At 61.7% G+C, this 24,930-nt stretch carries 23 protein-coding genes and 1 pseudogene; 9 read left to right on the forward strand and 15 right to left on the reverse strand.

What is annotated here, in order from left to right; translation table 11 throughout:
* The first annotated feature begins 214 nt into the window (after nt 1-214).
* Entirely contained in the window at nt 215-955 is a 741-nt protein-coding gene (locus CXZ05_RS22230) for a GntR family transcriptional regulator (protein ID WP_102974625.1), read from the forward strand.
* On the opposite strand, the gene CXZ05_RS22235 is transcribed toward CXZ05_RS22230, so the two are convergent.
* The 4 genes from CXZ05_RS22235 to CXZ05_RS22250 are packed head-to-tail and all read right to left on the reverse strand — an operon-like array spanning nt 956 to nt 4,099.
* A complete protein-coding gene (locus CXZ05_RS22235) occupies nt 956-1,378 on the reverse strand; it encodes a MaoC family dehydratase (RefSeq protein WP_102974626.1) in 423 nt (140 codons plus the stop codon).
* A gap of 29 nt (nt 1,379-1,407) precedes the next feature.
* Nucleotides 1,408-2,379, reverse strand: coding sequence for a zinc-binding dehydrogenase (locus tag CXZ05_RS22240; RefSeq protein WP_102974627.1), 972 nt, complete (start codon nt 2,377-2,379; stop codon nt 1,408-1,410).
* Nucleotides 2,376-3,296, reverse strand: a complete 921-nt coding sequence (locus CXZ05_RS22245; RefSeq protein WP_219726586.1) for a CoA ester lyase — start codon at nt 3,294-3,296, stop codon at nt 2,376-2,378. The genes CXZ05_RS22240 and CXZ05_RS22245 overlap by 4 nt, the downstream gene beginning before the upstream one ends.
* Nucleotides 3,293-4,099, reverse strand: coding sequence for an enoyl-CoA hydratase/isomerase family protein (locus tag CXZ05_RS22250; RefSeq protein ID WP_102974628.1), 807 nt, complete (start codon nt 4,097-4,099; stop codon nt 3,293-3,295). Before CXZ05_RS22250 ends, CXZ05_RS22245 begins: the two co-directional genes overlap by 4 nt.
* Before the next feature lie 119 nt (nt 4,100-4,218).
* Here CXZ05_RS22250 and CXZ05_RS22255 point away from each other — a divergent pair, with 119 nt between their 5' ends.
* Nucleotides 4,219-5,382, forward strand: a complete 1,164-nt coding sequence (locus CXZ05_RS22255; RefSeq protein ID WP_102974629.1) for an acyl-CoA dehydrogenase family protein — start codon at nt 4,219-4,221, stop codon at nt 5,380-5,382.
* A 95-nt stretch (nt 5,383-5,477) separates the two neighbouring features.
* Here the strand turns inward: CXZ05_RS22255 and CXZ05_RS22260 are convergent, their stop codons facing one another.
* From CXZ05_RS22260 to CXZ05_RS22270, 3 genes are all read right to left on the reverse strand, one after another.
* Entirely contained in the window at nt 5,478-6,671 is a 1,194-nt protein-coding gene (locus CXZ05_RS22260) for an NADH:flavin oxidoreductase/NADH oxidase (protein ID WP_219726588.1), read from the reverse strand.
* Nucleotides 6,672-6,750: 79 nt separating this feature from the next.
* Nucleotides 6,751-7,779, reverse strand: coding sequence for a zinc-binding alcohol dehydrogenase family protein (locus tag CXZ05_RS22265; protein ID WP_219726589.1), 1,029 nt, complete (start codon nt 7,777-7,779; stop codon nt 6,751-6,753).
* Nucleotides 7,780-7,789: 10 nt separating this feature from the next.
* Nucleotides 7,790-8,713: a zinc-dependent alcohol dehydrogenase family protein gene (locus CXZ05_RS22270; protein WP_219726590.1), complete on the reverse strand. Its 924-nt coding sequence runs from the start codon at nt 8,711-8,713 to the stop codon at nt 7,790-7,792.
* Nucleotides 8,714-8,887: 174 nt separating this feature from the next.
* Between CXZ05_RS22270 and CXZ05_RS22275 the strand changes: the two genes are divergently transcribed.
* On the forward strand, nt 8,888-9,238 hold the full coding sequence (locus tag CXZ05_RS22275) for an ArsR family transcriptional regulator (protein ID WP_308411017.1): 351 nt from the start codon (nt 8,888-8,890) through the stop codon (nt 9,236-9,238).
* Between the two features lie 173 nt (nt 9,239-9,411).
* Nucleotides 9,412-9,819 (forward strand): hypothetical protein, encoded by a 408-nt coding sequence (locus CXZ05_RS23240; protein ID WP_180987501.1) that lies wholly within the window; start codon nt 9,412-9,414, stop codon nt 9,817-9,819.
* Between the two features lie 17 nt (nt 9,820-9,836).
* Here CXZ05_RS23240 and CXZ05_RS22285 read toward each other — a convergent pair whose 3' ends face one another.
* From CXZ05_RS22285 to CXZ05_RS22310, 6 genes are all read right to left on the reverse strand, one after another.
* Nucleotides 9,837-10,025 carry a hypothetical protein gene (locus CXZ05_RS22285; RefSeq protein WP_102974633.1) on the reverse strand — a complete coding sequence of 63 codons (189 nt, stop codon included), beginning with the start codon at nt 10,023-10,025 and terminating at the stop codon, nt 9,837-9,839.
* A gap of 197 nt (nt 10,026-10,222) precedes the next feature.
* On the reverse strand, nt 10,223-10,978 hold the full coding sequence (locus CXZ05_RS22290; protein ID WP_102974634.1) for an SDR family NAD(P)-dependent oxidoreductase: 756 nt from the start codon (nt 10,976-10,978) through the stop codon (nt 10,223-10,225).
* A gap of 21 nt (nt 10,979-10,999) precedes the next feature.
* Nucleotides 11,000-12,679 carry a hypothetical protein gene (locus tag CXZ05_RS22295; protein ID WP_102974635.1) on the reverse strand — a complete coding sequence of 560 codons (1,680 nt, stop codon included), beginning with the start codon at nt 12,677-12,679 and terminating at the stop codon, nt 11,000-11,002.
* Between the two features lie 253 nt (nt 12,680-12,932).
* A complete protein-coding gene (locus CXZ05_RS22300) occupies nt 12,933-13,862 on the reverse strand; it encodes an SGNH/GDSL hydrolase family protein (RefSeq protein ID WP_102974636.1) in 930 nt (309 codons plus the stop codon).
* A 287-nt stretch (nt 13,863-14,149) separates the two neighbouring features.
* Nucleotides 14,150-15,931, reverse strand: a complete 1,782-nt coding sequence (locus CXZ05_RS22305; protein ID WP_102974637.1) for a glycoside hydrolase family 3 protein — start codon at nt 15,929-15,931, stop codon at nt 14,150-14,152.
* Between the two features lie 24 nt (nt 15,932-15,955).
* A complete protein-coding gene (locus CXZ05_RS22310) occupies nt 15,956-17,260 on the reverse strand; it encodes an MFS transporter (protein WP_102974638.1) in 1,305 nt (434 codons plus the stop codon).
* A 191-nt stretch (nt 17,261-17,451) separates the two neighbouring features.
* Here CXZ05_RS22310 and CXZ05_RS22315 point away from each other — a divergent pair, with 191 nt between their 5' ends.
* On the forward strand, nt 17,452-18,078 hold the full coding sequence (locus tag CXZ05_RS22315) for a TetR/AcrR family transcriptional regulator (protein WP_102974639.1): 627 nt from the start codon (nt 17,452-17,454) through the stop codon (nt 18,076-18,078).
* Between the two features lie 222 nt (nt 18,079-18,300).
* Here the strand turns inward: CXZ05_RS22315 and CXZ05_RS22320 are convergent, their stop codons facing one another.
* Nucleotides 18,301-20,121: a DUF5605 domain-containing protein gene (locus CXZ05_RS22320; protein ID WP_258006683.1), complete on the reverse strand. Its 1,821-nt coding sequence runs from the start codon at nt 20,119-20,121 to the stop codon at nt 18,301-18,303.
* A 198-nt stretch (nt 20,122-20,319) separates the two neighbouring features.
* On the opposite strand from CXZ05_RS22320, the gene CXZ05_RS22325 reads away from it, so the two are divergent.
* On the forward strand, nt 20,320-20,961 hold the full coding sequence (locus CXZ05_RS22325) for a TetR/AcrR family transcriptional regulator (RefSeq protein ID WP_102974640.1): 642 nt from the start codon (nt 20,320-20,322) through the stop codon (nt 20,959-20,961).
* Between the two features lie 118 nt (nt 20,962-21,079).
* A pseudogene (locus tag CXZ05_RS23570) lies at nt 21,080-21,250 on the forward strand (recombinase family protein); the annotation flags it as partial.
* A 193-nt stretch (nt 21,251-21,443) separates the two neighbouring features.
* On the opposite strand, the gene CXZ05_RS22335 reads toward CXZ05_RS23570, so the two are convergent.
* Nucleotides 21,444-22,061 (reverse strand): TetR/AcrR family transcriptional regulator, encoded by a 618-nt coding sequence (locus CXZ05_RS22335; protein WP_180987502.1) that lies wholly within the window; start codon nt 22,059-22,061, stop codon nt 21,444-21,446.
* 103 nt (nt 22,062-22,164) lie between these two features.
* Here CXZ05_RS22335 and CXZ05_RS22340 point away from each other — a divergent pair, with 103 nt between their 5' ends.
* A complete protein-coding gene (locus tag CXZ05_RS22340) occupies nt 22,165-23,064 on the forward strand; it encodes a carbon-nitrogen hydrolase family protein (protein ID WP_102974642.1) in 900 nt (299 codons plus the stop codon).
* Between the two features lie 10 nt (nt 23,065-23,074).
* Nucleotides 23,075-24,502: an APC family permease gene (locus tag CXZ05_RS22345; RefSeq protein WP_102974643.1), complete on the forward strand. Its 1,428-nt coding sequence runs from the start codon at nt 23,075-23,077 to the stop codon at nt 24,500-24,502.
* Nucleotides 24,503-24,930: the final 428 nt, after the last annotated feature.

Raw genomic sequence — 24,930 nt, forward strand, 5'->3', positions numbered from 1 at the left:
TCCACCTGAATGACGTCCGGCCCGGTGGAAGGGACCCATTCCCCGCCGATATAAATGTTTGTTCGATCCTGCATGGTCATCCGCCATTTCCTCGACTGGTCCGGTAAAATGTACCCAGAAGCAAACTCTATACAATATTATCTTAATTGTGGGGCGCGGCAACCCTTGCCTGGCCGGCCCTCGGCGGGACTGCCCGAGCATGGAATGAGGACTGATGGCCGCGCGAACAGCATCCAAGGCAGCGACTGCTGCACCAAAGCTTTTCGGGAACAAGAAGCAGCTGAGCGAGGATGTGGCCGCCCATCTGCGTGAATCCATCATGGCTGGTGAGCTGAGGGCTACCAGCTTTATTAGGACCGAACATCTCGCGGCTGAGCTCGGTGTCAGTGCAACCCCCGTCCGCGAGGCTCTCATGGCCCTGCAAAGCGAAGGGACTATCCGATGGGAACCGCGGCGCGGCTTCCGGGTCCTGCCTCTGAGCCGGCAGGACGTGGAAGACCTTTTCGCCGTTCAGGCCTATATCGCCGGCGAGCTCGCAGCCAGGGCCGCGACACTGATGGACGCCTCAGACGTGGACCGTCTTCGGACGCTTCAGAAGGAACTTGAAGAGGCTGCCCGGGCCGGAGACGCGGAAACGGTCGACGCGGTGAACCATGAAATCCACCGGTCGATTAACCGCACGTCCAAGGCGCAACGGCTGACATCGTTGCTGGGCATTGCCGTGAACTATGTGCCCCGGAACTACTACGGCAAGATCGAGGGATGGGCAGAGGCTTCGTCCCACGATCATGATCCGATCTTTCACGCGCTCGAATCTGGGGATTCGGAGGCGGCCCGGACCGCGATGGCCGAGCACATCCGCCACATTGGCGTGCTGCTGGTGGACCACTTGGAAAACAAGGGCGTGTTTTCGGCGGCCGAGTCTCCGGAGGACGCCACGGGCACTGGTTCATGATCAGGTGACGTAGGCCGTGTGCCTGCCCACCCCAACCAGCTCGCCGTGCTGGTTGTACGCATCTGCAACCGAATACCACTTCTGCCCGACCGGTTCCCGCTCGGGGTCCTGCGCGTAGGACGTGGTGATCGTATCGCCGAAAAAGACCGGTTTGATAAACCGGATCTCGTCCCATCCGTACGAAACGATGTCCAGACCCTCGCGGGCCGCCCAGAGAGTGCAGGCCGACGACATCAGGCCAATGAGGATGACCCCATGGGCAATGCGCTGGCCTACGGGCTGGGAACTGGCGTAGGCCGCGTTGACGTGGATGGGGTGCAGATCTCCGCTAAGTCCGGCGAACTGGTAGACGTCTGATTCGCTGACAGATTTTGAGAATTGGGCAGCCCCGGGCAAGTCCCGGACGGGGGAGCGATTAGCCATTTTGTTCTCCGTGATCGTTGGTGGTGAATTTAGCCGACGGTGAGGACGATTTTTCCGGCCGCGCGACCGGACTGCAGCCGCTCGAAGGCGTTTCGGCCCTGGTCGAGTGGGTAGACCGAATCTATGCTCGGTGCCAGCTTGTTCTGGGTGCAGAAAGCGAGTAGCTGCCGCATTTCAGCGAGCGTGCCCACGCGGGTGCCGACGATTCGCAGTCCAAGGAAGAACAGGCGTTGAAGGTCTGCGGACGGAGACGGACCCGTTGTGGCTCCCGCGACCACGATCGTTCCTCCCGGACGGAGTACCTTCATGGAATGGGACCAGGTTGCCTCCCCGACGGTCTCCATCACGGCCTCGACCCGCTCGGGCAGTCGGGCGCCGGATTCGAAGGCTTGCTCCGCCCCATGTTCGAGGGCGTAGGCGCGCTTTTCCTCGGTCCGGCCCGTCGCCCACATTCGGAATCCTGCTGCGTTCCCCAGCGCCAGCAAGGCGCTTGAAACGCCTCCGCTGGCACCTTGCACGAGCACCGTGGCGCCGGGTTCCAGGTCCGCCTGAACGAAGAGCATTCGGTAGGCGGTGAGCCAGGCCGTGGGCAGGCTCGCTGCCTGTTCATAGGTCATGAAATCGGGCTTGGGCAGGACGTTTTGAAGGGGCACCGTGACGCGTTCGGCCAGTGTCCCATCGTGCCGTTCCGAAAGCAGAGGTTCGGTGGCGGGGTCCAGGGCACGCCTCTGGTCGGATCCGGGACTGGAGATAACCGGGTAGATAATGACGTCGTGACCGTTCTCGTCAACGCCGGCCGCATCCGAACCGAGGATCCGTGGCAGGTCGCGTTCGCTGAGCCCCACGCCCTGCAATGACCAGAGGTCATGACCGTTGAGGGCTGCTGCCCGGACACTGACGGTGGTCCAGCCAGGGGCAGCCGCGGGTTCGGGCCGTTCACCGATCTGAAGGGCATCAAGGGGCCGGTCGGGGCTGAACGAGTTGCAGTAGATCGCTTTCACGGCAGTGATTCCTCACGGTTGTTGGGTGGCACGTCGCCCGGGGTGGTTTGAACTTCCGCACGGTGCGCCTGCACGGGATGCACCCCGGCCCTCGCCAGGATCCGCCGGGCGCGCGTAATCACAGGTTGGTCGACCATCTCTCCGTCCACGGCCACAGTCGTGGTCTGCTGTGTTGCCAGCCAGATGCTGTGAGCCCACTGAACCTCCTCCTCGGCGGGAAGGAAGCGACTGCGGGCGGGGTCCACCTGCGCGGGGTGGATGAGTAGCTTTCCCGTCATGCCCAAGGATTTGGCGTGGTCAATGTCCGATTCCAGAACGCTTGTGTCGGTGAGAGCGGTCGTCACCCCGTCAATCGGCGGCGCTATGCCGCCCGCCGCGCTGGCAAGCACCAAAGAGGACCGGGCGGACAGGAACGCCTGTGCGTTCCCGGGGTGAACGCCGATCTGGGCCGCCAGGTCGATGTGCCCAAAGGCAACCCTCACTACCGAGGGCAGCGAACAGATGGCTGCAGCATTGAGGACGCCGGAGGCAGTCTCGATGAGTGGCAGCAAAGCGACTTCCCTGCCCAATAGCGCCAGATAGCTGCTGTCTTCGGCCTTCGGCAACATCACAGGGGCTCCGAAGGCGGATGCCATCTTTAGATCCTCGGGGTGCCATACGGTGCCCGCCGCATTTATCCGGATGATGGCCTGGCTGCCGGAAGACAACCACTCTTCTGCGTTTTGACGGGCCGAGGATTTCTTTTCCGGAGCCACAGCGTCTTCAAGGTCAATGATGATGAAATCGGCTCCGGCGCCCGCTGCCTTTGAAAACCGCTCCGGTCGGTCACCTGGGACAAAGAGGAACGTGCTGGCCGTTCCGAGTTGGTCCGCGAGGCTCCCGTCCAAGACGCCTGACGCCCTTAGCGGGGCGCTCAACGCGCCGCCTCCGCCGGCGCCGTGCCGAACACCGGCGGGCGCTTTTCCAGGAAAGCGCTAATGGCTTCCCGCGTGTCCGCAGTGTCTCCGATCCGCCCGATGGTGACAGCTTCGTCCTCGAGCTGCTCGGCCCTGGACCTGAATTGGGCGGAGCGGGCGAGCCGTTTGGTCTCGGCCAGAGTCTGTCGCGGGACGGCCCGCAGAGCCTGGATCACCATGTCCACTTCTGCTTGAAGGTCGTCGTCGGCAACGACGCGGCTGACTATACCCAAAGCGGAGGCCTCGGCGGCGCTCACCCGCCTGTTCGTCAGGAGGAGGTCCATCGCCTTGGCCATCCCGATACGGTGAGGAAGATCCCAGGTCACGCCGCAGTCAGGGGAAAGGCCGCTGCCGGTATAGCCGAGGCGGAAAACCGTGGATTCCGCTGCCACAGCGATGTCGGCTGCCAGGACCAGACCTACGCCTCCGCCACCCACGGCACCGTGCACCCGGGCTATCACCGGCACGGGCAGTTCACCGAGGGCAAGGATCGCCTCGTGGAGCGGCACAGCCACGTCGTAGCAGAGGTTTGCTCCAGGGGCTGCCTGCTTAAACCCGGTGAGATCGCCCCCGACGCAGAACCGCTTGCCTTCCCCGCGCAGCACCACCGCTTGAAGATCCGGGAGCTCGGAGACATGCGCCACAGCGTCACGCAGCCCGTAGGAGGTGGCAAGGTCTAGAGCGTTTCCTGCCTCCGGCCGGGACAGTACGATGTGGGCGATCCCGTCCGCGTGGTCCACATTGATTCCTGCAAAGCCAGCCATGTTGCACACTCCAACTTCTGTGAAAACATCATTGTCGATCCTTATTCTATAGAATATTATCTAGAAACAACACCGTTTCGACCGAATCAGGTGAATCAGGCGAATCAAGGGAGATGTCGATGATTGAGGAAAAGTTTCCAGAGCTGCGCCAAAGGGTTCGGGCACTGTGCGCAGGCTTCCCGGATGAGTACTGGCGCGAGCTCGACAAGAACAGGGAATACCCCGAGAAGTTCGTCAAAGAGCTTACCGATTCCGGTCTCCTCGGGGCTCTTATTCCGCAGGAGTTTGGCGGGCTGGGACTGGGAATCACCGAGGCAAGCATCATCATGGAGGAAATCAACCGTTCCGGCGGGCACTCGGCGGCCTGCCACGCTCAGATGTACACCATGGGCTCGGTGCTGCGACACGGAAACCGCGCTCAGAAGGAGGCGTATCTTCCAGGGATCGCGAAGGGAGAAATCCGGCTCCAGGCGTTCTCCATTACAGAGCTTGAAGCCGGTTCCGATACCACCAATATCGTTACGTCCGCTGTCGCCGACGGCGACGACTACGTGATCACCGGGCACAAGAGCTGGACGAGCCGGGTGGAACAGAGCGACCTCATGCTGGTCCTGGCGCGCACCACAGCCAAAGACCAGGTATCCAAGAAGACTGACGGGATCAGCCTCTTCCTGGTCGACCTTCGACAGGTCCGCCGGGAACAGCCCGAAGCTCTTGAGGTCCAGCCGGTGCGCACCATGATGAACTACGCGACCAACCAACTGCACTACCACGGCCTGCGTGTTCCCAAGACCGCTCTGATCGGCGAGGAAGGACAGGGCTTCAAGTACGTCCTTGACGGCTGGAACGCAGAGCGCATCCTGCTGGCCGCAGAAGCGATCGGCGACGGCTACTGGTTCGCCGAGAGAGCCACGGCGTACGCTTCCGAGACCGAGCGTTTCGGCACCCCGATCGGCGCTAACCAGGGCGTTCAGTTTCCAATCGCTGAAGCCTACATGTCGGTGCGCGCCGCCGACCTCATGCGCTTCCAGGCAGCGGAGCTCTTTGATGCCGGCAAGCCGTGCGGAGCTGAAGCCAACATGGCCAAGCTGCTCAGCTCGGAGGCGAGCTGGGCGTCAGCGAACGCCTGCCTGGACACGCACGGCGGGTTTGGTTTCGTCGACGAGTACGACGTTGAACGCAAGTTCCGGGAAACCCGGATGTACAAGGTAGCCCCTGTCAACAACAACCTGGTCAAGTCCTTCATTGCGACGAAGATCCTTGGCCTTCCGCGGTCCTACTAGTCCGGCCTCCTCCCGCAATTGTTTGCAGTGACCTGAAGCAAGTGGCGAAAAGCGGCGGGGCACCACCTCCATGAAAGGTGGTGCCCCGCGCGCTTTTATGACCCGATCAGAGCCGGCTCGGCTGCGGTTACATCGCTGGCAACCGGTTTCCCCGAATGGTGGTGAGCGACCGCGTATCCGTACTGCACCGGCCATCGGGCTTCCAGGCCCAGCAGCGTTGCCGCCCTCCGGGGCCAGTACGGATCCCGGAGCAGCTGGCGCCCCATGAAAATGACGTCCGCCCGTCCTTGGGCCAGGACTTCGTCGGCCTGCTCGGGGTGCACGATCAGACCGACTGCGGCGGCAGGCACTTTCGCCTTGTTTTTGACCGCATCAGCGAATTCCACTTGGTAACCAAGACCTGTCGGGATGTCGGCGTCAGGCACGTTGCCACCGGTTGAGGTGTCGATGAGGTCAACTCCGTGGTCGGCAAGGATGGACGCCAAACGAACGGTATCCTCCGATGTCCAGCCCTCGCGGGGATCCTCTGCGTTTTCGGTCAGCCAGTCGGTCGCGGACACACGGAACAGCAGCGGCAGGTCTGCCGACCATACCTCGCGCACGGCCTTGGTGATCTCGAGCGCGAACCGGATGCGGTTCTCGAATGATCCTCCGTACTCATCTATGCGGAGGTTGGTGTGGTGTGAAAGGAACGAATTGATCAGGTAGCCGTGGGCGCCATGGATTTCGACAGCCTTAAATCCCGCAGCCAGCGCCCGTTCAGCAGCCCGTGCGAAGTCGTCAACAAGCCCTTTAATTTCGGCGGTGGTTAATTCATGAGGGGCAGGGGCGTCGTCGTACGGCAAGGCGCTGGGACCGACTGTCTGCCATCCCCCCTGCTGGGAGGACAGATGCCTGCCGGTGAGCCAAGGCCGGTCAGTCGAGGCCTTCCTCCCGGCGTGGGCTAGCTGGATGGCAGGGACTGCTCCAAGCGCGCTGATCGCTTGGGTGATCCTCATGAAGGCGTTCTGCTGTTCGGTGTTCCACAGGCCAAGATCCCAGGGCGAGATCCTGCCGTCAGCCCGGACTGCCGTGGCTTCAACCATGATCAGTCCGGCTCCCCCGGCTGCCCGGCTTGCCAAGTGAGTCAAATGCCAGTCTGTTGGTAGGCCGGTGAGAGGACCTTCGGCCGCTGCCGAATAGGTACACATCGGGGACATCCAGATCCGGTTGGGAACGGTGATTGAACGAAGGGAAATAGGATCAAAGAGCTTGCTCAAGACAACTCCTGGCTTTGAGGGAAGGATCATGAAGCTGCGCGTTCCCCAGACAACGGCGCTAAGGACGTTTACGGCGCAGGCGGCCGGTCGTGTTTCTCTTATGCGCTCACTAGAAACCTGAGAGGACCAATTTTCCGATCTGGGAGCCGGACTCAAGTATCTGATGGGCCTTACGGAGGTTGGCGGCGTTGATGCCCGGAATTTCCTGCTGAAGGGTGGTGCGGATCAGCCCGGAATCAACGAGGCGTGCGAGGTTTTCGAGTATCCTGCCCTGGCTATGCATGTCACTGGTCTGTAGGGCAGGGCGGGTGAAGACGTTTTCCCAATGCAGTGAAACAGACTTGCCCTTCAGCTCCAGAATGTCTACCGATGCGGGTTCGTCCAGTACGGTGATCTTTCCCCTGGGAGTGAGCAGTTCTGCGTAGGCGCTGAAATGGAGATCGGTTCCTTGCGAACTGACTATGTCCGTAACTCCGGCCGGCGCCACATCATGAACCTGCTCAATTAGGGAGGCGTGATGATCGACGACATGATGCGCTCCCATGGATTTGGCCCAGTCGACAGACTCCGGGCGTGACGCCGTCCCGATGACTTGTGCGTTGGTCAGGGTCCGGGCCAGCTGCAGGACGATGGACCCGACTCCGCCTGCTGCCGCGGCGACCAGGACTGTGCGGTTCAGCCCATCCAGTCCGAGGGGCATCTGGAAGTTGTGAAAGAGCGTTTCCCACGCCGTCAGGGATGTCAGCGGCAGGGCCGCGGCTTCAGCGAAGGTCAGGCTCTGAGGTTTGTGTGCCGTGACGCGCTCGTCTACAAGGTGGTACTCGGCGTTGGCCCCGGGACGGTTTATAGAACCCATGTAGTAGACCTCATCACCGGGGGTGAAACGCGAGACCTCCTCGCCGACAGCGACAACCGTCCCTGCGGCATCCCAGCCAAGCACATCTGACCCGCTTGGTATCCGCGCTGAGCGCCGGATCTTGGTATCGACCGGGTTGACTGAAATGGCTTCGATCTTGACGAGCAGATCCCGGGGCCCAGGGGCAGGAACCCGACGCTCACTGTCCTGCATGCTGCCGGCATCTTCGATCGGCAGCCCCGGGGTGACCGCCACGACTTTCATTATGGAGGGGACGTTCATCGGAATCCTTCTAGGCCGTTGCAGGGCTGATGCCCGGGACGGTCACGACAACTTTGCCGACCTGCGCGTTGGACTCAAGGTACCGGTAGGCGTCCACGATGTCGGCCAGCTCAAAGACGGCGTCCACCGAGGGGGTAAGTGCGCCGCTGCTCAGTCCGTCGTGGACGAACGTCACGGCGTCCTGGAGCCGGTCAGAGTCCGTTGTCACCTCAAACAGTTCGTAGCCGCGGATGGTGATGTGCTTGCCCAGGACGGCCAGTACCGGCAGAGGCGTTGGCTCAGTGCTGAGAGCGCCGTAGATGATGACTGTTGCATGGGGAGCTGCTGCCTCAATGAGCGCAGGCAGCAGGGGCCCGGCTACGGGATCAAAAATTACCTTTACTCCGGCAGCGCCGGTCACATGGGCCAGCTGGGCTACGACGTCATCTTCGTCCGTGGCAATCACGATTGAGGCGCCAGCGTCGAGAAGCTGTCCTCGTTTGGAGCCGGACCTCGTCAATGCGATGGGTATTGCGCCGACCATGTTGGCAATCTGGATGGCCGCCAGGCCGACGCTACTGGAGGCTGCGGGAATGACCACCGTGTCGCCGCTGCTAAGGCCGCCAAGGTCGATGAGGCCCCCGTAGGCGGTGACAAATGGCATCCACACCGACGCCGCCTCTTCCCACGTCAACTTCTCCGGATGCTTCACGACAGCGTGCGATGGCGCCAGCACAAGTTCGCCATGAAGGGCATAGTCAGTCATTGAAAAGGCTGGAACAACGCTGACAGCATCCCCGACCGTAACTCCCGCGACGCCGGGTCCGGTAGCCTCCACAGTTCCTGACGCCTCATATCCGAGGGCCTGCGGAAAAGTTGGATCGACAACATAGTTGCCGGTCCGGAACATCACCTCTGCCCGGTTCAGCCCCAGGGCACGTGTGCGGATCAGCACTTCGCCTTCACCTGGCTGGGGTACATCCACCTCGTCAAGTCGGAGTACATCAGGGTCCCCGAGGGAATGAAATCGAACTGATAGGGGCACGGTTCTTCCTTACCTGAAACGATTGTTCGATAGTCATCGTAGTACGATGGGAGCCGTACAAGTCAAACTGGACCGGAGACAATCTTGGATAATCGAACAATGCGCATCCTGGAGCACCCCGAACCCGACAAGATCCAAATTGACATGGTTCTTTCTGCGCTGGCCGATCCCATCCGGCGACGCATCGTGAACCAATTGGCCGACGGACATGATGATCAGGCGTGCATAGCTTTCGAGCTGCCGGTCAGCAAGTCCACCTCCACCCACCACTTCCGGATTCTCCGTGAAGCCGGGATCATCGAGCAGCGGTACAGCGGCACAGCCATCCTGAACACGCTCCGTAGCGATGTCCTCGACGAACTCTTCCCCGGCCTCCTCACGGCCATCATCACTGCCGAGCGTTCGACGGCGATAAGGAGCGCGTCCGAAGCCTAGGGTTGCAGCAGTAGCCTTCGGAGCAGTTTCCTTGCGGCCCGGGTCGGCCATGACGGCCAGACCGGGGTTACAGCCCTGGACGCTGCCCTCAGGAACCGATAGCCGGATACAGGGGCGTTGCGAATTGAATAAGTGAAGCCTGACCTGCCTGTTGCGGGCGGGTCAGCATCCTTGTGGTCTTCTTCGAATTGAAACTTTCAGTGGGAAATCGGCGTCAAGCCGCCGGATTCGTCGGTGATGCGCTCGGCGGCGTGCGCCGCCTGGACCTCCAGGCCGCTGTGCAGTTCAACGAGTTCGCGGGCGCGCCGCGCGCCGAGCATCAAGCCACAACTAAGGGTCCCCGGCAGCAGCTCGGAAATCCCTTCCCGCAGGTAAGTTTCAGAGCCCGCAATGTTCTGCAGCGCTGCCGGTATCCGCTGACGGCCCTGACCATTGCGGGCTTCTTCGACGATTTCCTTACGGGGATCCCCCTGGCCGGCATTCCGCTGCTCTCATGGCTGCCCATCGTCGCCGTGCCCCGCGCTTCAAGAGGGCGGCTCGGCGTCAGCGTAACTCGTGCACATGCATATGCGGGCACTTGAGTAGCGGATCAGGCTACTTATGCATGCTGTTGGCGGACCAGTCCGTAGGGGACGGCTGGGTGGGCGCGGACGACGTAGCTTCCGATTCCAATGCGCATGATCATCACCCCAATTTTGTGGTGTGTTGCGCTGTCCATGACGAGTGAGACCGCATTCTCGAGTGCCTCATCGAGCTCTGCCGCGCTCGAAACGTTGACTTCGAGCATGCCCGGAGGTCTATCTTGCTATGTCCGGCTGTTGCCCTGACCGGGGCGTCACTGCAACATCCATCTTGTTCTTCTCCCTGTTCGTGAGGTTGTGCGAGCAGACTTGAAATAGCAGGCCAGCGCTGGCCCGACCAGAACGGCTCGTTGGTGGCTAGGGTTCCATCCTTTTCCCCTCTCGGCGAGAGGCCTTGGATGGTCTACAAGGCGGTAAGCCCTCCGTCGGCGGTGAAGATGCCGCCGGTGGCGTAGGCGGAGTCGTCGCTGGCGAGGTAGACCATGATGCCTTCGACGTCGGCCGCGGTCCCGGCGCGTCCGAGCATGGTGGCGTTTACGAGTCCGGCGCGCTGTTCGGGGTCCTCGGCGATGGTTTGCACGAGTGGGGTTTCGGTGTAGCCGGGGACCACCGTGTTGACTCTGATGCCTTCTGCGGCGTAGTCCGCTGCAACGACGCGGGCCAGGCCATGGACGCCGGCTTTGGAGCTGGTATACGCGGTGAAGGTTCCGCCGCAGGCTACGATGGCGGTCGGGCTGCCGGTGCAGATGATGGAGCCGCCGGCTCCGGCGAGGGCGCGGACGGCATGTTTGAGCGTCAGGAACGCTCCGCGCTGGTTGATGCGGACAGTTTTTTCCCAGACTTCGAGGTCGAGGTCGCCCACGCGGGCGTCCTGGCCAAAGAGTTGGACTCCCGCGTTGGCGACGACGACGTTGATGGGTCCGTCCTCGAGGGCCTTGGAGTAGGCGGCTTCGACACTGGATTCGTCGGAAACATCCATGAGCAGGGCCTTGGCGGAGGCTGAGCCGGTTTCCTTGGCCGCGGTGACGGCGGCTTCGTAGTTCAGGTCGGCGAAATAGACAGTGGCGCCTTCGGCCACGAAGCGGGTGGCGACGGCCCGTCCGATTCCGGAGGCGGCTCCGGTGACGATAGCTGTTTTGTCTTCAAGTCTTTGGGGCATTGGGTTTCCTTTTGGGGAGGGTCAGGACAAGAGCATTGTGGCGGTTTGCCAGGGTGCGAGGCTGAAGTCCGAACGCGTGCCGGAGAGGCCGACGAGCCTGATTGCGATGTTGTCGGCGGTGAGGTTGCCAACGAAGGTGAGTACTCCGCCGGGTGTCTGGACAGGGTAGACCGCGACCACCTCGGGCCTGGTGTCAGTGACCAGGACCTCCCGTCCGCGCTGGGCGGCGAGCTGCAGTAGGAGTTGCCCTGCCGTGGAGCCGAGCTCCGAGATGGTGGCGTAGCTGATGGACCCTGTCCCGGGGCCCGTGAGTGCGGTGACGCTGCCCAACAGCCATGCCACCGCGAACGGTGTGCCTTGCAGGGCATCCCTGGCCGGCAGCTCTTCTTGGGCAGGCGGTTGGGTGGCGACGGCGTTGAAGCGGGGCGCCAAAGTGACCGGGCCGATATTCAGGGGCCTGCCGTTGCCGATGCGCAGGGCGGCGTCAGCGGTGAGGGTTTGCATGGGCAGGGTGTCGATGATGGCACGGGGCTCGGTGGTGTGCATTTGCGGGGTGATGGAGTAGGTGACCGCGTCCGCGTCCTGGCGGGCGCTGTGCTGGTTCCGGTTCAATTCCGTGAAGTGACTTCGCGCTCCGGCGAGGAACTCGCCCTGGAAGCCCAGTTCTTTGGCCTCGCCTGTGAGGGCGCCCCAGAGGTCGTCCTCGGTGATGTGGGTGGTTTTGCTGTAGACGCCAAGGCGGGTGAGGCGGTCCAGTGGAAGGGAACGCAATACCGCGACAGCGTCTTCGGGTGTACCGGCCACGATGCGGGCGTCCATCGGCAGGTTCAGGCGCCTGGCCAGGTCGGCTGCCTCCGAGGGGGATATGAGACCCATCGCGGGGTCTGGCTCAACCGCGACTTCGGCGAGCAGGGGCCCAAAATCCGCGGGCAAAGGGGCCGTGAATTCCGGGGTTTTGTGGGTGGTGCCTTGTGTTGAAGTGCCGAGCTCGGGGACAGTTCCGCGAGTTTCATCCATGACCCGGATGATGTGTCGGGCACTGAGCCGGATACTTTGGCGGACGGTGTCGCCGGCTCGGTGGGTGACGGGGAAGGGTTTGGACAGTGGGGTGCTGTAGGTCTTGAAGGAGGCGTCGGTCCAGTTCCGCTGATCCTCGGTCTCGAAGACGTCACCGTCGAAGTCGAGGCGGAAAGCGACGTTGTCGCGTTCCCAGTCGAGGGCCGCGATGTCTTTGAAGGGCTGGTGAGCGCTGATGTGTGTGGGGAACGCTGCTTTGGTGCGGTTCCCGCTGGGTGACGTCACCGTTATGGGCCGTCCGGCGTCGTCGGGGTGGTGCAGGACCACCAGGCCGATGCGGTTGGAAGCGAACTCCTCCACGGCTGCGCCGTCGAATGACACCATTACTTTGGCCGCCTGGAAGAGCAGGGTCACACCTCCGGCGTAGCGGGCGGAATAGCCATTCCACTCGACGTCGAGGACCACCCGCAGCGAGTCGGCCAATTCCTCGGTGCGGGAGGACATGATCCGGGGAGTAAGTGTGAGCCAGTTATGGTTGCGGACAACTGCCCGCAAACCGCGCAGGACAGGCAGGCCGCGGTGACAGATGTGAACGAGTTCGTCACCCCGCAGTTCAGCCGACCACGGGCCGAAGTTCAGGTACACGGTGGTGGTTTGCAGGCGTGATTCTGCGTTCGCGCTCACGGGAATGTCCTTAAGTTATAGAGCGTTGGGTTTCTTTTCTCCCCTGCATTACGAAGAGAACGAGGGTGTGGTTTCTCATTCGGGCTTTGGCAGGTTAGTGAAGGAGGGCAAGGAGCGGTTCAGAGGCTCGGTGCCACGGGGCGCGGTCGATCTGGCTGATGCAGCGACAACAGGTCAAATGCCGTTCGCCTTGCCGTGCAGGACTGAGGCCCTGCACGGCATGGCGCTTAGCCCGGGGGGACTAAGGTGAGGGTCAGCTGGCGCTTCCGGGGGTCGTCAGCTGTTTGACTATTGCGTCGGCTACGGCGGCTTGGCCTTTTTCATTGGGGTGCATGGGTGCGCTTCCGGGGGCCAACAGGTAGCCGGTCATCCAAGGATCGGTTGAGCATGCGTCGTGATGGCGGCTGTCCTGGGAGCCTGCGATGTAGTCCGCACCGGTTGCCTGTGCGGCGTGCTTGGTCGCCAGGTTCAGTCCGCGGGCGACTTCCAGGAGGAATTTCTGGCGGTCGCGCAGGATCGGGATGAAGCTGCAGGGCTCGCCGTTTTGGGGCAGGACTGCGGGATAGTCGACTAGGAGGATCCGGGCCTGGGGCGCTTTGGCTTGCACCTTTTTGGTCATCGTTGTGAGTTTGGATTCCATTTGGGCCAGAGCGTTGCGGACCGTTTCGTCTGGCTGGGGGGTGCACGCGCCGTACTGCTTGACCATGTTCGCTATCGGGCTTGATGGGTCGGTTGCCAGATCGGCGAGGCAGGATTCGGCGATGAGGTTGCCTACGTAATTGACGTCGTTTCCACCGATCGTGATGGTGACCAGGCGGGTCTCTGCGGTGACTGCGTCGATTTGCGGGTTGATCGAATGCGTGCGGATGTTCTGTGGGCTGGTTGTGATGTTTTCGGTGGTCGCTCCGCCGCAAGTGGCATTGGTGACGTTGAGGTCGAGGGCTTTGGCGACGAGGGTGGGGTAGGCGGTCAGGGTTCGACCGCACAGGGCGCCGATGTCGGTGGGGTCTGCGGGGCCCACGCCTGCGCCGGCGGCGTATGAGCTGCCGAGGGCTACGTACGGTGCGCCGGGTTCAGGTGCTGGAGGCGGAGCAGCTGGAGCGGGTCCTGCGATGAGTGTTGCTCCGGCCATGGCTGTGCCGGCGGCTGCTGCAAGGATTCGGAAGGGGTGGTTCAATTTCATGTTGCCTCTTCTTTGAGTGCGGTGGAGGGTCGATAGTTGCGCGCATGCGTGTGGGGCCGAGGATGTCGTCCTTCTGACGCGCTTGTGATTTGTTGCTGAGCTTGGCTGCGTTAGCGTCCGGCGAGCCGGTGTGTGGCGGCGTGCTGGCGCAGCGAGGATTGAGAGCGGCTTGGTTGGGAAGCGCGAATCAGTGGCAGAAGGTTTGGCATGGTTGGTTGTCGATGCTTTTGTGCTCCAGGGATACGGGAAAGCGCCGGTGGTCGTGGTGATGCCGGTGGCATCGCTTGTTACCGTTGCACCGGCGGTGCCGGCTGCGAAGAGAGGATGCCGTGTCCGTATGGGTACTTGGGGGTCATGTTTTCAAAGGAGACGTCCTCCCGGCGGGAGGCGACTTGTTCCATTGATTCGGAGATCTCGAAGGGCAGTGTTCCCCGGCGCTCGGCCCTGCCGAAAAGGACGTCCAGCAGGGCCTCATCGGAGGCGCCGAAGTCAACGGTGACGGCTTGGACCTTGGTGGATACCTGGCCGAGCAGTGCCGGGCGGTCCAGGAAGATATTGACAATTGTCGGTACTTTTCCTTGAAGGTCGGTCAGCCGTTCCAGTTGGGAAGCGCTGAAATTCAGGGACCCTGCGCGGAAGAATCGCTCCATCCCTTCAGTTCGTTCCTCGAATGGGGCGTCAATCCTGATGAGTGCGACGTCCGCTTCCGACGGGGACGAGGCTACCCGTGCGTACCGTGCCAAAGTTGCTGGGTCGATTCCCGGCGCATATACGCTGATGCCTTCGGTAAGTGGCAAGAAGGATTCCGGGTCATCGGAGACCACGATGGAGTTGCGCTGGGCGGCCAAGCCCTTGCTCCTGTTTGGGGTGGTTCCGACCCTGGCGGCTACTGCGTCGACGTCGACCTCTGCATGGTCGAAGAGTCCCAGACGGAACTTTTCGGTGAGGAGCCGGCGCGCTGAAGCGTTGAGACGGGCCTCGCTCAGCCGGCCGTCGGCCACGAGCTGGATGACCAGTTCGGGTGAAGCTTCACCTCCAAGTTGGTCGCAGCCGGCGTTCAGGATCGCCAGAACTCTTTCCTCGCGGTTCAGGTGCTCCAGGCCCCACGCCCGTGCGCGCATGGGTGCGCCGAAGACGTGCCCGTCCGTAACAAGTGTGAAGTCCGTGCATACGATCCCCTCGAAGCCCAGCTGTTCACGCAGGAGTTCGTTGATGATCTGGCCGTTGAAGGCGAATCCGACTTCCTGGACCGGCTTTCCATTCAGGTCGAGGCCCACCGGCATGCCGTAGTACGGCATGATTTGTGTGACACCCAGGCGGAGTGCGTCGATGAATGGCTGTAGATGGTCGTTGAACCTGTTGCCTGGCCAGATCTGTTCGCGTCCATAGGGGAAATGCGGGTCTTCGCCGTCTTTCTGCGCGCCGCCGCCGGGGAAGTGTTTGATCATGGCCGCTACCTCTTCGGCAGGGGATGTTCCGCGGAGCCCTTCGATGTAGGCCTGGGAGAGACTGCTGACGACTTCCGGGTGTGCCCCAAAGGTTCCCAGGGTGCGGGCCCAGCGGGGATCGCTGGCCACGTCGAGGGTCGGACCGAGAGCCACACGAATACCGACCGCGGTGAGTTCCTGCCGAACAATTTCGGCGTGTTCCCGAACCAGATCCGCGTTCCGCACGGCTGCAAGTCCCAGGTGTTCAGGCCATTGGGAAAAGCCGTTGGCAGCGGCTCCGGTAGCAGGGTTGGAGAAGAAACCGTGGCGAGGGTCGGAGGAAACTGTGATGGGAACCGTGAGACGGTTCCGTCTTGCAATGTCCTGTGCCTCGTTATGCCAGCGGGCGATATCCCGGGGTGAGGCGGGACCCATCAGGGCAAAGTGGGATATGCCGGCTTCGATGAGCTGCCGGGTGGGGCCGCCTACAGCGGGCTCATCGTCTGCGCCCAGGACCTTGCCCCCTGGGCCGACGCTGGCCATGGCGTGGAAGAGCAGTCCTGCTTTCTCCTCTATGGTCATGCGGGACAGCAGTTCGTCGGCGCGGGTTTGTGCGATGGGGTTAAGGGTCGGTGTCGTCATTACAGCCTTTGGGATTTTGTTGGGTTAGCGGACGCTGCGGATTGCGAGGACAAGGATGGACCCGGCGATGGAGATGACGCCGGCGACCAGGAACAGGAGTGCGAAACCGGGGCGGCCGTCCGCGGACACGCCGACGGACAGCAGCAGTGGGGCCAGCAGTGGAGTCACAACGTTCGGAAGGTTATTGGCAAGCGTGACGATGCCCATGTATCGGCCGGTGTTGTTCTTGTCCGGAACCAGCCTCGCGGCAAGTGCCAGGTCCACGGCAATGTATATGCCGAGGCCGAGGCCACCGAGGGCGCCGGCGGCGAAGACCAGCTCCGGTGTGGGGGCCATGCCGACCAGCAGGAGTGAGACGCCGATGAGGAGACCTCCGGTGAGCACGAATCCCTTGCGGCGGTCCACTTTATCGGAGATCCATCCGCCACCTATGGAGCCGAGCAGGGTTCCGGCGCCCGAGATGGCCGTGGCGGCAAACATGTAACCGGCAACGTTTTGTGGGTTGATGCCGAACTGCTGGATGAAGAGCAGCGCCTGATAGGTCATGAGTGCGGAGAATCCGAGCCAGATCAGGAAACGGCTGATGAAGTTGATGGTGAAGTCCTGGTTGCTCCTGACGGGCCATCCGTAACTGCGGACGATTTCCATCACGGAGAAGGGCCGCAGGGCTTCGGGTTGGGCAGGGGCGTCCTTGATGTACAGCGCGAGGATGCCGGCAAACGCGATGGCAACCAGCCCGGGAACAAGGAATATCAGTAGGAGATTAGGTGACAGTGCCGTGGCCACCGCGGCGCCGCCGACGGCGCCGAAATTGGTGGCGAGGCCCAGGAACGCCCCAACCCGGCCCCGCTGGTGCTCAGGGATCCGGTCAGCATAAAGCCCGTTGATAGCTGCCTGTCCGGCATTCATCGCCAGCTGCGTCAGGGCCCAGCCCGCGAGGACGCCGGGGACTGCATCAGAAACACCAATAATGATCAGGCCCAGGGTCCCGAGAAGGGAACCGCCAACTAGGAAGGGCCTGCGCCGGCCGAAGCGGCTGCGGGAGCGGTCGCTCAAGTTGCCGAAAAGCGGCGTGGCGATGACCGACATCAAAGAGCCCACGCCAAGGATTAGTCCCAGCGATCCGCCCGTGTTCACAGGATCGATGATGGAGACCTTGATGGAGAGACTGACGACAACAGGGGCCAGCAGGGCAAGCAGGAAGCCGAATTGGGCCAGGACGAGCAGGACGGGAAATGGCTTTCGTTGGTCCTGGGCAGTAGGTGGAAGTTCTGCCTCCGCATCGGCCAGAAGAGTTCTGTTCGCGGGTTCGGGGTTGATTGATGACATGGGGAACCTCCTCGTTCCGTGTGGGCTTCTTCAGCGAAACCTGCACACCTGTTCAGTGTTGGGGTGAAAAAGAATGTACGGCACCGGCGTAGTCGGTGTCTACTGCTCGGTTGTTTTGTATTCGAATCCTGACCGTTTAAACGTGAGAAGGTGGTACTTGGACTCGTTGGTGGGTCAGGCGAGGAGGACCAGTGGACAAGGCAGTACCGGCGCCGCCCGCCGCTGTTCCCGGTATTCGCGGACCCCGCGGCCCTTACCGCAGCGGGGTGGACCGTCGCCGGGAAATCCTGGAAGCAGCAGTGTCGGTGTTTGCGCGCGAAGGCTACCGCGCAGGCAGTCTCAGAGACGTCGCCCGGTCGTTGGGGCTGACCCCGGGGGCGATAATCCACCATTTCGGATCCAAGGAGCAGTTGCTCGTCGCTGTCCTCGACACCCGTGATGATGCTGTCGCCGATTCATTCCCGAACGCCGTCCGGCGCGGTCTCCTTATAGAGGAACTCCGCAAGATCGTGGCCGCCAATGAAAACCAGCGGGGCTTAACCACCCTCTACGCGACACTGGCTGCGGAGGCAGTCAACCCCGACCATCCCGCCCACGAGTACTTCATCGGGCGGTACCAGCGCATACTGCAGCACCTCGAGGAAGGCATCAGGGAGGAGCAGGAGCAGGGCATTCTGCCCCTTGGGCGTCCGGCCGCGTCCCTCGCACGGGCACTTCTGGCAACCATGGATGGCCTGCAATTGCAATGGCTGCTGGAACCGTCCATGTCCATGACTGAGGCCTTCGATGAGGCCCTGCGCACATTGAACCTGGCATAGCGCGGCCCGGCCGCCACCGGTCCAATCGAACGGGAGCCACCGCTGCCAAATCTTGAGGTGTCGATCGGCCCGAAGCCGAGGACGAACAACGTCGGCACCTGCCGGGTGTCTTTCACGCCCGTCCACCCGGTACGGCGGACGCTGCCGGAGTGAAGCGCCTAGGCTGCCGTGATGGCCGGCCGCCCCACAAAGAGGGGCGAGCGGCCAGCACTATTGTTCGCCTCACATGTCGGCAACCAGCCGGACAGCCATATAGGGCCGTCCCGGCAGTGGAACCCGGAATGTCCCCTCAAACGTTCCTGGGATCCGAGTGATTGACATGTTCCACGTGTCGATCACGTCCACGCTGTACTGCACTCCGGGCCTCCGGACGATGTCCCGGTAGCGCGGGCGGCCAAAGCCGAAGTACGCAATCTCGTACCGACCCGGGCTGCCACCCCAGGGCACATCCCAGTCACCTCGGAGCGGATCAAGGACGCCTCCCGGCGCCGCAGCCATAACTTCGTCCAGGAACCTGATGCGTTCGGGTGATTCTCCAACAAGCACACCCCCTTTGGACCACCACAGTTCCTCGCGGTCATTCAGGTACGTTTCGCCGTGGGCAACGTAACCGCCGCGGACTGCCCCCTCCCAGTAGCGACGCGTGAGTTCTTCGCCGCTGATGTTTCCCCAGCCCTGGTCTATGTCCCCCTCATAGCCGCACTCGTCGATCACGACCGGCTTCCCGTACTGTTCACGCCATGCATCTGTGTTCTCGGAGGTGCGGTACACGTCGATCCTTTGCAGACTGCAGTGCGTCACCCACGGACGGGTTTGGTCGTAGAAGGCGAAGCAGTTGTGGATGGAGAGCAGGTGATCGGCTGGGTCTTCCTCCCCTACGACCGCAGCGAAGCGCTCCCAGTCCTCCTGGGCCTTTGCACTGAGAAGGTCGTATTCGTTGGCGAGAGACCACCACACGTTGGTGAAGGCGTGCAGCCGCCTCACCGCATACCGGATGTAGCGTTCGTCTGCGGCTTTGCCCATATCCGAAAAGCCCCAGCGGTCGTAGGCGTGGAAAAGTATCAAGTCCGCCTCGATCCCCAGCCCCCCCAGCTGGCTGATACGCCGCTCAAGATTCCTATAGAACGCCGGTACCGGGCGAGTCCAGTCGAACGAACCGTCCTCACAACGTTCGAAAGGATAGATCTCCGGCTCGTTGGCATTGAACAGGTACGACTTTGGAAAGACGCACATACGCACCTTGTTGAAGGCGGTCGAAGCCAGTGTTTCCAGCGTCCTCTCCTGGAGGGCTTCGGGCTGATGGGTCCAGGCATACGCGGTTGTTCCGACCGGCCGGTACCTTTTCCCATCGGCGTACCGGAAGTGATACCTGTCGGCTACTCGGACGGGACCATGATTACCCGGGCTCGCCGGTGAGACGCGGAATTCCCCGGTCAGCCCATCTAGAGATCGGGCCGTCGATTCCGTGACAAAAGTCCAGCCCCCTTCCTCCGGTGCAGAGAAACGGATGAGATAACTCCCCGCGCCGTCATAGAACCCTCCTACCCGGAAGGACTTCTCGCCCAGCCGGAAGAGGGCGGTGAGTTCAACATCAACGAAGGGATTCCCGTGATCCGGCCCGGCAATCACCACCTCAAACACTTTCCACCGTTCGACCGACCGCGGATACTCGACCCTGCGCGATGCCCTGGCCACACCGGCATCCTCATAGTCCTTGTTGGGATGGATAGGTTCCGGCTCCGGCTGCGCAGCGGCCTTACGACCAGACAGGTCACCAAGGGCCTCCCACAGCCGCGACAGATCCTCAGCCGAGAGGTGCTGCGCACCGAAACCCACTATCTGCCCAAGCGGACTATGGCGAAGCTGAAGGATCAAAGGCGCATTCACAATCGCCGGAAGAGCACGCTCGATCAGTGGCCGGCCCTGCGGATCGTCAAGAACGTCCCCAAGAAGGGAGTCAGGACCATAGCCCTGCTGTTCTACTTCCATGGCCAGGCCACAGTCCTGCAGGGGGACACGGCTCTTTTCTGCGTCATTGGTCAATGGAGTGGTCCTTTGAATAGTTATTGTTGACGGTCTAGGGGCTGGCTCGGGTCGGCCAAGCGCGTCGGTGACGTCGGGGAGAAGATCTGCCCGAGCGGGCATTAATGATCGAAGCAAGCGGACGACCGGTTGACCGATTACCTTGAATGAAATGTATCGGTCGCGTAGCATTTCGTCAATGGATGAAGGGCGGGAGTGATGGCGGACGGTCGTGGGCCCTACAGGAAGGGCATAAAACGGCGCCAGGAGATCCTCAACGCCGCACAAGAAGTCTTCGGACGGTTCGGCTACGTCGGTGGTTCTCTGCAACAGATTGCAGACCAGGTCGGCGTATCCAGAGCCGCGCTGGTGCGGTACTTCCCGGACAAGGAAAGCCTCCTAACGGCACTGCTGCAGCAATGGGAAGCTGACAATAGCGAACGGGCACGATCCAACCCCGGTCTGGGAAATATCCGTGGCCTGATGAACGTCGTCAGGTTCAACGTTGAGCACCGCGGCTCCATCGAGCTATTCCTGACACTGGCGACAGAGGCATCCAACCCAGCCCACCCCGCGCACGAATTCATGGCGGAACGCTACAGGCAGAGCAAGGCATACTTCTACGGAGAACTCATGCACGCAAGCTCATCCGGCGAGGTGCTTCCCATGACCGAGAAGCAGGCGCGCAGCGAAATCGAAGGACTGTTCGCACTTTTGGACGGCCTGCAGATTCAGTGGCTCCTCGACCCCCAAGCAGATCTCGTTGCCATGGTTCAGTACCACTTGGACGCTACCATCGCCCGTTGGAAGGGAAGCATCGTTGACACCGGACAGCACTCCGAGGTGACTGCAAGCCCTTGAACCGACCCGAGTGTTTGTCCAATAGATCTACACCCGCACCTGACACTCCGCGACCCTACTGCCTTGACCTTCTTGAGAGGCGGGCCCGGAACTCAACCTGGCAGGGCGAGGGCGGAAGGTGGCGCCCACGGCTGGCCGACGGATCGGATGGCGTGCGCGTGCGCGGTCTGGACCAGAACGAGAAACGTCGGCTCGAAGGCCACGTCCTCGACAGAGTCTTCACGGACAAGGCGTCCGGCAGGACACGACGTCACAGCTCACAGAGCTGCTGCGGTTTGCTGCCGGCGGACGTCAAGCACAACACCCTAGTGGAGTCTGTCCGCAGGACGACACCGGCAGGAGAGTGCTCTGGTCTTGCACCTTGCGCTCCGCTATTTCAAACCCTGGGTATTTCTGCGGATGTGTATGAGCGTTGAGCCGCAGAGTCCCGCGCCCGCCCAATGGCTCCCGTCAACTGGTTGTGCACGTTATCGTGTGGGGAGTCAGCTGAGCTGTAAGTTGTTGCCGGTCTTGGCTTTCACCATGTTCGTCGCGTAGCTGATCAGGAACGCGTACTCGTCTTCCGGTGTCAGGTCGCCGAGGAGCACATCCATTACGAGGCCATCCTCTAGGGCTACGAAGCTCCGGGCCAGGAATCCGGCCGGCGCTGAGAGGGTGAAGGCATTCTCCTGCGCGCCCCGTTCCAGGATCCCTTTGTAGAGGTTCGTTTGACGCTCCACAAACGCCATCTGCTGCCGAGCGGCTGCTTTGTTGCGCAGATAGACCGGGATGAGTTCCACGAGGATCCGGGAAGCGGTTTCGCTTTCCCCGGCCCAAGGTATGCCTGAGTGAATGCAGGCCCTCAGTTGCGCTTCAGGATCGATTTCGGCTTGGATGCGGGCCTCCCGGCGGTCACAGTACTCCTTCACTCCTTGATTGAAGACCTCGCTGAAGAGTTCGTCGACGTCCCGGTAGTAGTACAGCACCGCAGCTGGGGTGACGCCGGCTTCATTGGCAATGTCGGAAAGGCGGGCCGCTGATGAGCCCCGGTCCAGCAGGACTCGTCCCGCCGCTGCCAGCAGTTGATCCCGGCGTTCTGTCTGATTCCGTGGTCTTGCCATGCTCCAATGCTTCCACATCAGACTCGAAGTGACCCTTGACACACCCGTAGTTAGTTAATTAATGTTTATTTAACAAACCTCTCGACGCAAGGATGCATCTGTCATGACCCGACTCCTCCCTCTAGCTCTTGTGCAGTCACCTGCCGAGTCTTTGACTGATTTCGCTGCTGGTCTTGAGCGAAGGGTTAATGCGCATGCGGTCGCGGACCTTTTCGTTTACCCGGAGCTCCACTTGAACACGCCAGATTCCCCGGCTACCCAGGACCGGCAGGCTTATATGGAAGCGTCGGCCGAACCTCTTGACGGTCCGCGGGGGCGTACTCTTGCGGAGCTTGCCGGAGACCTTGGGATCTGGCTTTTGCCGGGCAGCGTGCTTGAACGTGGTACGGACGGGCATATCTACAACACCGCCGTTGTCTACTCTCCCCAAGGAAAGGCCGTGGCCAGCTACCGAAAGATCTTTCCCTGGAAACCCTATGAGACCGTTTGTTCCGGTAAGGACTTCGTGGTCTTCGATATGACCGGCTATGGCCGCGTCGGTTTGTCGATTTGCTACGACGCCTGGTTCCCCGAACACAGCAGGCATCTGGCGTGGATGGGGGCAGAGCTCGTTCTCAATGTTGTCCAGACCCCGACCAATGATCGTGTGCAGGAAGTTGTTATCGGCCAAGCCAACGCAATCGTCAACCAGAACTTCGTCGCCAGTGTGAACGCCGCGGGCCCGCACGGTGTCGGACGTAGCCTTTTGGTTGATCCTGAAGGCCGCGTACGAATCTCTGCTACCGGGCCCGAAGACGCAACTTTGGTCGACGTCATCGACCTGGACCAAGTACGAAATGTGCGCCAGCATGGCACCGCGGGCGTCACCCGCCCCTGGGACCAGTTCGCTGAAAACGACGACACCATTCCCTTGCCGCTCTACGCCGGCCAACTTGATCCCCGCCTTTGGCGGCAGACCAACTCCCCATCAACCCTGACCAACCTCAGCACCGCCCCAGCCTAAGGAAACCCTCATGTCAGCTGAGAACATCAAACTTACCCCCAAGCTATCCCTGCTGTCGGTGGTCGTGTTCGGCTTGGCCTATATGGCCCCGGGAATCGTGATATCGATCTTCGGCGTGATCTCCTCCACGAGCGACGGAGCAGCCCCGACAGCATTCGCCCTTGCCGCCGTCGCGATGCTGCTGACTGCCCTCAGCTACGCGAAGATGGCAAAGATCTTTCCGAACTCGGGATCGGCATACGTGTATGCGCGACGACTGCTCGATTCCCGCGTCGGCTTCCTCGTCGGGTGGGCAATCCTCCTCGACTACCTCTTCCTTCCCACCGTGGCCTGGCTCTTCCAGTCGTTCTACCTCGCAGCCCAGTTCCCCGACATCCCCGTCTGGGCCTGGCTCGCTCTCAACGCTGGACTGACAACGATCATCAACGTGACGGGCATCGTGCTCACCGACCGCGTGAACAAGACCCTGACCCTTCTGGTCGTTACCCTCATCGGCATTTTCATCGCCTACTGCCTGGCCTACCTCGGGGGAAACCCACCCGCCTCGTTCACGGACCCCTTCTGGAACCATGCAACCACGGTCGGCGGTGTCGCTGCCGCGGCTGCTATCGCCGCCTACTCCTTCCTGGGATTCGACGCCGTCAGCACACTCAGCGAAGAAACCAAAGACGCCAAGCGCAACATTCCCCGGGCGATCCTCCTGACCGTCCTCGTCGGCGGAATACTCTTCGTCCTCGTCTCCTACATCATGCAGCTCGTCCACCCCGGCGGAGACTTCGAGGACGCAGCGACCGCGGCATACGCCATGCAGGTTCTCGTCGGCGGGCAGTTCTACGCCAACATCACCAACATCCTCGCCATCATCGGCGGGTTTGCGTCCGGGCTCGCCATCCAGGCCAGCACCAGCCGACTCCTCTACGTCATGGGCCGCGACGGAGTCCTACCCCGCCGGCTCTTCGGCCGCCTCCACCCCCGAACCAAAACTCCCATCTTCAACCTGATCCTCGTCGGTGCCGTGGCCATGCTGGCACTGAACATCTCCTTGGAAATCGCAACCTCCTTCATCAACTTCGGCGCCTTCCTGGCATTCGCAACCGTCAACCTCTGCGTCATCGCCTACTTCATCCGAAACCGCCAACAAGGCAAAACCCTGTCGATCATTGGCTTCATCGTCCTTCCGATCCTGGGCGCCGCCGTCGACATCTACCTCCTCACCCAACTCAGTCCCATCGCCATCACCATCGGCCTCTGCTGGATCGGCCTGGGCGTTCTCTACCTCGTCTTCCTCACCCAAGGATTCCGCAAGGAACCACCAGAGATGCGTCTCCACGCCCGCGACGGCCAGCCGGACGAAGCCACTAACCTTCAACACCCAAACACTGACGACACACAGTCAACCCAGAAGCCTGCCACCCAGGCGCAGCCCACCGAAATCTAAACTCCCAAACGAACCACAACGACGGGCCCGGACACCAGCCTCCAGGCCCGTCCTTGTGTGGCGTGCGCGACCTCGAGAAACGGGACCTTGTCACCCGGAGCAGTGCGAGTTCGGGGGGCAAACTCCCGGGCCAAGAAGAATCTAGTCGGGCGAGGCTGCCATCGCTGAAAACCATTTCTTCTTGCCGAAGAGCCGATTTGCTGCGTGCCCCGTCATTAGCACCGAGTCAAAGATGACATGAAGAGCCAATCAGGAGTCCAATGATTATCACGATCGAGGCCGACCGCTACTTCCACATCACTGGTCTATCCCGGACGGAAATCGAAGAGGGACTGTCCGATTTTCGGTGGATCCACGGTTGGCATTTAGTTGATTCTTCCGTCGAAGCTGATGGCGAAGGCGTTCAGGGCCGGCTTCCATCGTGTGGC

The sequence above is a fragment of the Arthrobacter sp. AFG20 genome (genome assembly GCF_002892795.1).
Classification (GTDB): domain Bacteria; phylum Actinomycetota; class Actinomycetes; order Actinomycetales; family Micrococcaceae; genus Arthrobacter.